Origin of the sequence: Chitinimonas sp. (genome assembly GCF_041904975.1) — a bacterium.
Classification (GTDB): domain Bacteria; phylum Pseudomonadota; class Gammaproteobacteria; order Burkholderiales; family Chitinimonadaceae; genus Chitinimonas.
In genome coordinates this window covers 1-6,843 of the sequence record NZ_JAYRLZ010000228.1, presented here as the reverse complement: position 1 = coordinate 6,843, position 6,843 = coordinate 1, and the positions used below count along the sequence as shown (strand labels likewise).

Annotated in this window: 8 protein-coding genes; 4 read left to right on the top strand and 4 right to left on the bottom strand. The window is 62.4% G+C overall.

Annotation, left to right across the window (positions count from 1 at the left end; translation table 11 throughout):
• Window positions 1-388: 388 nt before the first annotated feature.
• Window positions 389-1,180: a prolipoprotein diacylglyceryl transferase gene (lgt, locus tag ACE3OH_RS17350; RefSeq protein WP_374355954.1), complete on the bottom strand. Its 792-nt coding sequence runs from the start codon at window positions 1,178-1,180 to the stop codon at window positions 389-391.
• Between the two features lie 77 nt (window positions 1,181-1,257).
• Window positions 1,258-1,698: a DUF4440 domain-containing protein gene (locus ACE3OH_RS17345; protein WP_374355951.1), complete on the bottom strand. Its 441-nt coding sequence runs from the start codon at window positions 1,696-1,698 to the stop codon at window positions 1,258-1,260.
• Window positions 1,699-1,951: 253 nt separating this feature from the next.
• Here ACE3OH_RS17345 and ilvD point away from each other — a divergent pair, with 253 nt between their 5' ends.
• Window positions 1,952-3,805 (top strand): dihydroxy-acid dehydratase, encoded by a 1,854-nt coding sequence (gene ilvD, locus ACE3OH_RS17340; RefSeq protein ID WP_374355948.1) that lies wholly within the window; start codon window positions 1,952-1,954, stop codon window positions 3,803-3,805.
• Window positions 3,806-3,874: 69 nt separating this feature from the next.
• Here ilvD and ACE3OH_RS17335 read toward each other — a convergent pair whose 3' ends face one another.
• Window positions 3,875-4,282 (bottom strand): hypothetical protein, encoded by a 408-nt coding sequence (locus ACE3OH_RS17335; protein ID WP_374355942.1) that lies wholly within the window; start codon window positions 4,280-4,282, stop codon window positions 3,875-3,877.
• 125 nt (window positions 4,283-4,407) lie between these two features.
• On the opposite strand from ACE3OH_RS17335, the gene ACE3OH_RS17330 reads away from it, so the two are divergent.
• The gene (locus ACE3OH_RS17330) at window positions 4,408-4,737 is read left to right on the top strand and encodes a DHCW motif cupin fold protein (protein ID WP_374355939.1); all 330 of its coding nucleotides are present in this window, start codon (window positions 4,408-4,410) and stop codon (window positions 4,735-4,737) included.
• On the opposite strand, the gene ACE3OH_RS17325 is transcribed toward ACE3OH_RS17330, so the two are convergent.
• Window positions 4,724-5,959, bottom strand: coding sequence for an MFS transporter (locus ACE3OH_RS17325; RefSeq protein ID WP_374355936.1), 1,236 nt, complete (start codon window positions 5,957-5,959; stop codon window positions 4,724-4,726). The genes ACE3OH_RS17330 and ACE3OH_RS17325 overlap by 14 nt on opposite strands.
• 115 nt (window positions 5,960-6,074) lie before the next feature.
• Here ACE3OH_RS17325 and ACE3OH_RS17320 point away from each other — a divergent pair, with 115 nt between their 5' ends.
• Both ACE3OH_RS17320 and ACE3OH_RS17315 read left to right on the top strand, forming a co-directional pair.
• Complete coding sequence (locus ACE3OH_RS17320) at window positions 6,075-6,407, top strand: MGMT family protein (protein WP_374355933.1); 333 nt, start codon at window positions 6,075-6,077, stop codon at window positions 6,405-6,407.
• Window positions 6,358-6,708 carry a hypothetical protein gene (locus ACE3OH_RS17315; protein WP_374355930.1) on the top strand — a complete coding sequence of 117 codons (351 nt, stop codon included), beginning with the start codon at window positions 6,358-6,360 and terminating at the stop codon, window positions 6,706-6,708. The genes ACE3OH_RS17320 and ACE3OH_RS17315 overlap by 50 nt, the downstream gene beginning before the upstream one ends.
• The last annotated feature ends 135 nt before the right edge of the window (window positions 6,709-6,843 follow it).

Sequence of the window (6,843 nt, the reverse complement as noted above, 5' to 3'; positions counted from 1 at the left end):
GGTTAGGTGCGACTGAAACAGCAGCAATGGTTGGCATGTAGCAGACCTGGTTAACACGATGCTGGCCGGCCTGTGCGAGGCCTAAACCTTGCGGACGCCGCCCCTTCCGAGGCGAGCGACAGCGAGCAACACCGGCCGAACTGTAGCGCACGCCGCAAAGCCCGGCGACCGAAACAAAGGCGCGCATGCTTGAAACCGAATTGCCGACGAACCGAGCCAAAGGCGATATACACCTAACGTTTAAATGTACACACAAACAGGTGTATATCTCATCGCCCGATGTGCATAACACCGAGCTGTCCGAAATCTTTCCTTGTAAATCAGTGGCATGCAGCAAGCTTCTCTTAAATCACGCATCGCAACGGGATTCGTGTCGCCGGCCAGCAAATCAGCGCCGCGCCTGTTTGCCACTCAGCACAAACAGCGCCACGCCAGCCAGGATCATCGGCAGGCTCAGCCATTGGCCCATGCTCAGGCCCAGGGCGAGGAAGCCGAGGAAGTGGTCGGGCTCGCGGGCAAATTCCACGGTAAAGCGGGCGAGGCCATAGCCGATCAGAAATAGCGCCGAAACCTGGCCGCGGGCGCGATCGCGGGCCGAGAACAGCCACAGCAGCAGAAAGAGCGCCACGCCTTCCAGGGCGAATTCATACAGCTGCGAGGCATGGCGCGGTTGCTGGTCGACCAGCGGGAATACCATGGCCCACCAGGCATCGCCGCTGGTGACGCGGCCCCATAGCTCGCCATTGATAAAGTTGCCGAGCCGGCCGGCAGCCAGACCCAGCGGCACCAGCGGTGCGACAAAGTCGGCCACCTCGAAAAAGCGCTTATTGGTCTTGCGGGCAAATAGCAGCATCGCCACCACCACGCCAAGAAAGCCGCCATGAAACGACATGCCGCCTTCCCATAGCTTGAACACCTCAAGCGGATGCGCCAGGTAGTAGTTGAGCTTGTAGAACAGGATGTAGCCGAGGCGGCCGCCGCCGATCACGCCGAGTACGCCATAGAACAGCATGTCGTCCAGCTGCGGGCCGGTCCAGCCACGTTGCGGATGCTTGCGGATGCGGTAGTGGCCGAGCACCAGGAACATCACGAAGCCGACCAGATACATCAGGCCATACCAGCGGATGGACAGCGGTCCGAGGTGGACGGCAACCGGGTCGATTTGCGGGTGTATCAGCATGGCGGGCTCAAGGCGACGAAACAAAGGTCGGCATTATAGCCATGAGCGTCGCCGTCTCGCCCGTCGAATCCGCCGCGCTACTCTTTCACTTCATCACTGCCGAAGTCGAATACGATGCGCCAGCTGCCCGAAGCCTCACGCCGCCACACCGAATTGAACCGGCCCACCTGGCGGCCGCTTGGGTCAAATACCGGGCCACGGCTCAGCGCCAGATTGCCGGAATCCAGCACCTCGACTGACTCCGGCGCCCAAGAGAAGGGGGCAGTCGGTTTTTCGTACAAGCGTTTCCAGCCAGCCAATACCGCTGCTCTGCCGCGTAACACTTTTGCGCCCTGAAACACCGCCTCATCGCTGATGAATTGTCCAAACGCCGCAAAGTCGCGGTCTGCCATGGTCTTGGCAAAGGCTTTTTCGGTTTCCATGACTTGCTGTTGCAAGCTGGCGTTGTCGGCGGCAAGGCCACTGCAGCTGCATGCATACAGCAGGGAGGCGATAAGTGGGGTGATGAGCAGTCGCATGACATTGACTCCATAAGCATCGAAGCGGTGAGTGTGGCCGAGATGCCGCTGCTCGACTGTTAGCCACGGTAACCAGCTCCGGCAGTGCCCGGCGAATTCAGGCTAGAATCGTCGCTTCGACATGGGCAGTGCGTTGTGCCTTATCCTGGCACTGATCGCCCGCCGCAGGCATCCGACTGCGCTGTGGCGATCCGCCTGCAACCGGCATCACCGGGCCGTCTATCCCCAAGACTCTGGCACAAGGATTTTCAGCATGCCCGCCTACCGCTCCCGCACCACCACTCACGGCCGCAATATGGCCGGCGCCCGCGCCCTGTGGCGCGCAACCGGCATGAAAGACGGCGATTTCGACAAGCCGATCATTGCCATTGCCAACTCCTTCACCCAGTTTGTGCCTGGCCACGTACACCTGCACAACCTGGGGCAGCTGGTGGCGCGCGAAATCGAAAAGTCGGGCGGCGTTGCCAAGGAATTCAACACCATCGCGGTGGACGATGGCATTGCCATGGGCCACGGCGGCATGCTGTACAGCCTGCCCAGCCGCGAGCTGATCGCCGATTCGGTCGAATACATGGTCAATGCCCACTGTGCCGATGCGCTGGTGTGCATTTCAAATTGCGACAAGATCACCCCCGGCATGCTGATGGCGGCGCTGCGGCTGAATATTCCGGTGGTGTTTGTCTCGGGTGGGCCGATGGAGGCCGGCAAGGTCAACTGGCAGGGCACCACCCGCAAGCTCGATCTGGTCGATGCCATGGTGGAAGCCGCCAACGATAAGGTCAGTGACGACGAGGTTGCCGCCGTCGAGCGCAGCGCCTGCCCGACCTGTGGCTCCTGCTCCGGCATGTTTACCGCCAATTCGATGAACTGCCTGACCGAGGCGTTGGGCCTGAGCCTGCCGGGCAATGGCTCGACCCTGGCGACGCATGCGGATCGCAAGGAATTGTTCCTGAAAGCTGGCCGGCTGATCGTGGAGCTGGCCAAGCGCTACTACGAGCAGGACGATGCCAGTGTCTTGCCGCGCGCCATCGCCGGCTTTGAAGCATTCGAAAACGCCATCAGCCTTGATGTGGCGATGGGCGGCTCGACCAATACCGTGCTGCATCTGCTGGCGGCTGCCAGTGAGGCGGGCGTGCCGTTCAAGATGGCCGATATCGACCGCATTTCGCGCCGCGTGCCCTGTTTGTCGAAGGTGGCGCCGGCAACGCAGAAATACCATATGGAAGATGTGCATCGCGCCGGTGGGGTGATGGGCATACTCGCCGAACTCGATCGCGCCGGCCTGTTGCACCGCGATGTGCCAACCGTGCACAGCCCCAGCATGGGCGCCGCGCTCGATGCCTGGGATGTGATGCGCAATGGCGCGGATTCGGCTGCCCACAAGCTGTATAGCGCCGCACCGGGCGGCGTGGCCACCACCATTGCCTTTAGCCAGAGCATGCGCTGGCCCGAGCTGGATCTGGATCGCGTCAATGGCTGCATTCGCTCCAAGGAGCATGCCTACTCGCAAGATGGCGGCCTGGCGGTGCTGTACGGCAATATCGCCGAGCGCGGTTGCATCGTGAAAACCGCCGGGGTGGATGAATCCATCCTCACCTTCACCGGCCGCGCCCGTATCTTCGAAAGCCAGGATGACGCGGTGGCCGCCATCCTTGCCGATCAGATCGTCGCCGGCGACCTGGTGCTGATCCGCTATGAAGGCCCCAAGGGCGGCCCCGGCATGCAGGAAATGCTCTACCCGACCAGCTATCTGAAGTCGAAGGGCCTGGGCAAGGCGTGCGCCTTGCTGACTGATGGCCGCTTCTCGGGCGGCACCTCGGGTTTGTCGATCGGGCACGTTTCGCCCGAAGCGGCCGAGGGCGGCACCATCGGCCTGGTGGAAGAGGGCGATACGATCGAAATCGATATTCCGAATCGCCGCATTCATCTGGCCATCAGCGACGAAGCGCTGGCGCAGCGCCGCGCCGCCATGAATGCCAAGGGCCCGGCCGGCTGGAAACCGGTGAATCGTGATCGCTTGTTGTCGCCAGCTTTGCGCGCCTATGCCGCCATGACCACCAGCGCCGATACCGGCGCGGTGCGCGATGTTAGCCAGATCGAGCGTTAGCGCGTAGCTGAACGATGCGCTCCCATCCGGCACGCGCGACGGCAGAGCCGGGTGGGTTCGTTTGCTTCCCTAGACTTCTTTACGGTTTTGCCAGGCCACGGCGGCGAAAAACACCGCAAAGCCAAAGTCGCCGGCGCCGTAAATTGCATAGAAGATTGCGGTTAGCGGCGATTCGGCCAATAGCGCGGGCAGGGTATGGCCTTCGCTGAGCAACCAGCGCAACCAATGGCAGGTATACAGGAGCTTTTCCAGGCAGAACACCCACAGCAGGGCGCTCAATTGCGTGTAGTGGCGCGATACGGCCGCATAGGCGGCGCCCCATAGCACAATGGCAGCCAGGCCGAAGGCTGAAAACACCGGGTCGAGTTGCATCAGCCGCTGGTTGGTAAAGCCCAGCGAAAACAGCAGTACGCCGCCGATGTTGTAGGCGCCGGCTAGCAGAAAGCCAAGCCGGATTCCTTGCTGAATGCCTGTCATTTTTGCGGTAGATCAGTTGAAGATCGGCCATTGTAGCGGCAGCGGCCGGCTACCAAGGCCCAAGCCAGGGCGGTGGCGACAGGCTGCTGTCTGACTCGCCACACTGTGTTGTGAAAGGATGCTTGATGAAGATTTCTGATATTCCGTTTGGCACCACCGATTGGGCCACGCTCGATGCCACCATCCACCCCGGCGACGTGGGCGAAGCGCGCTGGCGCACCCGGCACTTTGGCGATATCCGCGTGCGCATGGTCGATTACTCGGCCGGTTATGTGGCCGACCACTGGTGCGAAAAAGGCCATATCCTGCTGTGCCTAGACGGCGAATTGCATACCGAGCTGGCCGATGGCCGTCGCTATGTCCTTACGCCAGGCATGAGCTACCAGGTGGCCGATGGCGCCGAGGCGCATCGCTCCAGCGCACCCTTGGGCGCCCGCTTGTTCATTGTGGATTGATCGCGCCGCCTTGCGGCGCCAGCACCGACCGTATCGCGCCTTGCTGCACCAGCAGGGCGACAAGGCCAAGCGCCCCGCAGGCGTACCACAGCATATTGCCGCCAGCCAGCGCATAGATCTGCGTACCGAATAGCGGTGCCAAGAGGCCGCGGCCGCCCCACACCGCCGCATACAGGCCGAAATAATGGCCGCTGCGACCCGTGGCAGCGCGACGCATCACCAAGGCCTGCTGCTGGGGCATCAGCAGCAGCTCGCCCAAGGTCCAGATGAGGGTGGTCGCGGTGAGCCACCGCGGGCCGCTTCCGAAGGGAAGCAGGGCAAAGCCAGCGGTGATCATCGCCCCGCCCAGCGCGGCATTGAGGCGATAGCCCCATGATTCGGTCCACACGGTGAGCGGGATCTGCAGCAGGCCGACCATCACGCCATTGAGGCTGTACATATAACCGATCCATACCGGGCCGAGCCGGTAGGCATCGCGCAGATAGGTGCCGTAGGTGCTGTAGAACTGATCGTAAATGATGGCAAACAGCAGCGAAGCCAGTAACAGCAGCATGAACGGGCCATCGCCATAGGGTAGCCGGCCGGCACCCGGCTCGGCGGTACGCGCTGGGTCCGGCAAGGGGGTGAAGCCGCGCAGCGTGTGCGCCAGCAAGGCGCCGGCACCGAGCGAGCCCAGTCCATCGGCGAGGAATACCCAGACAAAACCGAAGGCTGCCAACCAGCCGCTGACGATGCCGGCCACCCCGACGCCGAGGTTGAGCGCGGCGCGCACGGTGGCATGGGCGCGGCGTCGCTGCGCTTCCGGGCTGGCTTCCATGATCAGGCGCTGGTTCAGCGGGCGAAAGCCGCCATCCAGCAGGCCACCCACCGCCAGCAGGATGCCGATCAGCCACAGCGGGGTAACGACGGCGAGCAGCAGCAAGCTGAGACCGCTGGCAAGCAGGGTAAACACAATCAGTTTGCGAGTGGGCCAGCGATCGCTGAGTATGCCCATCAGAAAGCTGCCAGCCACCACGCCGGCGCCGTTGATCGATAGCAGCAGGCCGACGGTAGTCAGCTCGATGCCGCGTGCATCATGCAGGTAGAGGGCGAAAAAGGCCTTGGCGGCGCCACCGACGCGATTGACGAATACGGCAAGCGCAAGGCTATGAATGGTGGGTGGCAACGAGCTCAAGTAGCGCTGCGCGCCCAGGTGGGCTGCACCAAGCAGGCGGAAAAGCATGAATTCAGCGAGCGGCGAAAACTTGGCACGCTATCATGCGTGGCGTGCGTGGTGCGGGTTTTGTTTATCTGCGCCTGGACGAACAGATGGCGTCATGCCTCAGCCAAGGAAATTCATGTCAGCAATATCGCGATCCGCTTCAGCGCTTGATCAGGCATTTTTGCGAGTGATCCAGCAGATTCCGCCGGGCAGGGTGATGAGTTACGGGGCGGTGGCACGCGCCGCCGGCCTGCCGCGCCATGCGCGCCACGTCGGCGTGGCGCTGAAGCGATTGCCTGATGAGCAGGCGGTGCCGTGGTGGCGGGTGGTGAATGGCGAGGGCCGTATCAGCCCGCGCGGGCTGGACGGCTCGGACGATTTGCAGCGCGTTTTGCTGGAAGCAGAGGCAGTGGAGTTTGATGGCGCAGGCCGCATCGATCTGCGGCGCTTTGCCTGGCTGCCCGACTGAAGCTGAATTCCCGATGAACGGAGCTGCCCATCCGGCGCAAAGCGCCTACATTGGAAGCTCGGCGGCGCAGTCGTACCGCGCAGTCAAGGAAGGAGCCTATTTGACCGCATCCCTTGCTTCCCATGATTTGTCTGGCTATCAAGGCCCCGACCGCCGCCAGCAGTCTCGCCGGGCACCCATTCCTCAGGATGAGCGGGAATGGCGGATGTTGAACCTGGCACTGATTGGCGGTGAACAACGCGCATCTTTCGGTCGGCGCGCCAGCGATTACGCACTACACACGGGCGCAATGCACATTTAGCCCGATTCTCTGGCATCCGGGTATGCCAACGCCGGGAGCAACCGGCACCGCAAAGGCGACATAGCGTCGCCTTTTGCATTTATGGTCGCTGCCAACCGGCTATGCGCAATCGTGCGCTTGCAAGCGACGTTTCAG

Excerpts from the sequence above, each read along its gene's own strand:
- ACE3OH_RS17345 (WP_374355951.1), bottom strand. The coding sequence starts at position 1,698 with ATGCGACTGCTCATCACCCCACTTATCGCCTCCCTGCTGTATGCATGC.
- ACE3OH_RS17315 (WP_374355930.1), top strand. The coding sequence starts at position 6,358 with ATGGCGCAGGCCGCATCGATCTGCGGCGCTTTGCCTGGCTGCCCGACT.
- lgt (WP_374355954.1), bottom strand. The coding sequence starts at position 1,180 with ATGCTGATACACCCGCAAATCGACCCGGTTGCCGTCCACCTCGGACCG.
- ACE3OH_RS17320 (WP_374355933.1), top strand. The coding sequence starts at position 6,075 with ATGTCAGCAATATCGCGATCCGCTTCAGCGCTTGATCAGGCATTTTTG.
- ACE3OH_RS17330 (WP_374355939.1), top strand. The coding sequence starts at position 4,408 with ATGAAGATTTCTGATATTCCGTTTGGCACCACCGATTGGGCCACGCTC.
- ilvD (WP_374355948.1), top strand. The coding sequence starts at position 1,952 with ATGCCCGCCTACCGCTCCCGCACCACCACTCACGGCCGCAATATGGCC.
- ACE3OH_RS17335 (WP_374355942.1), bottom strand. The coding sequence starts at position 4,282 with ATGACAGGCATTCAGCAAGGAATCCGGCTTGGCTTTCTGCTAGCCGGC.
- ACE3OH_RS17325 (WP_374355936.1), bottom strand. The coding sequence starts at position 5,959 with ATGCTTTTCCGCCTGCTTGGTGCAGCCCACCTGGGCGCGCAGCGCTAC.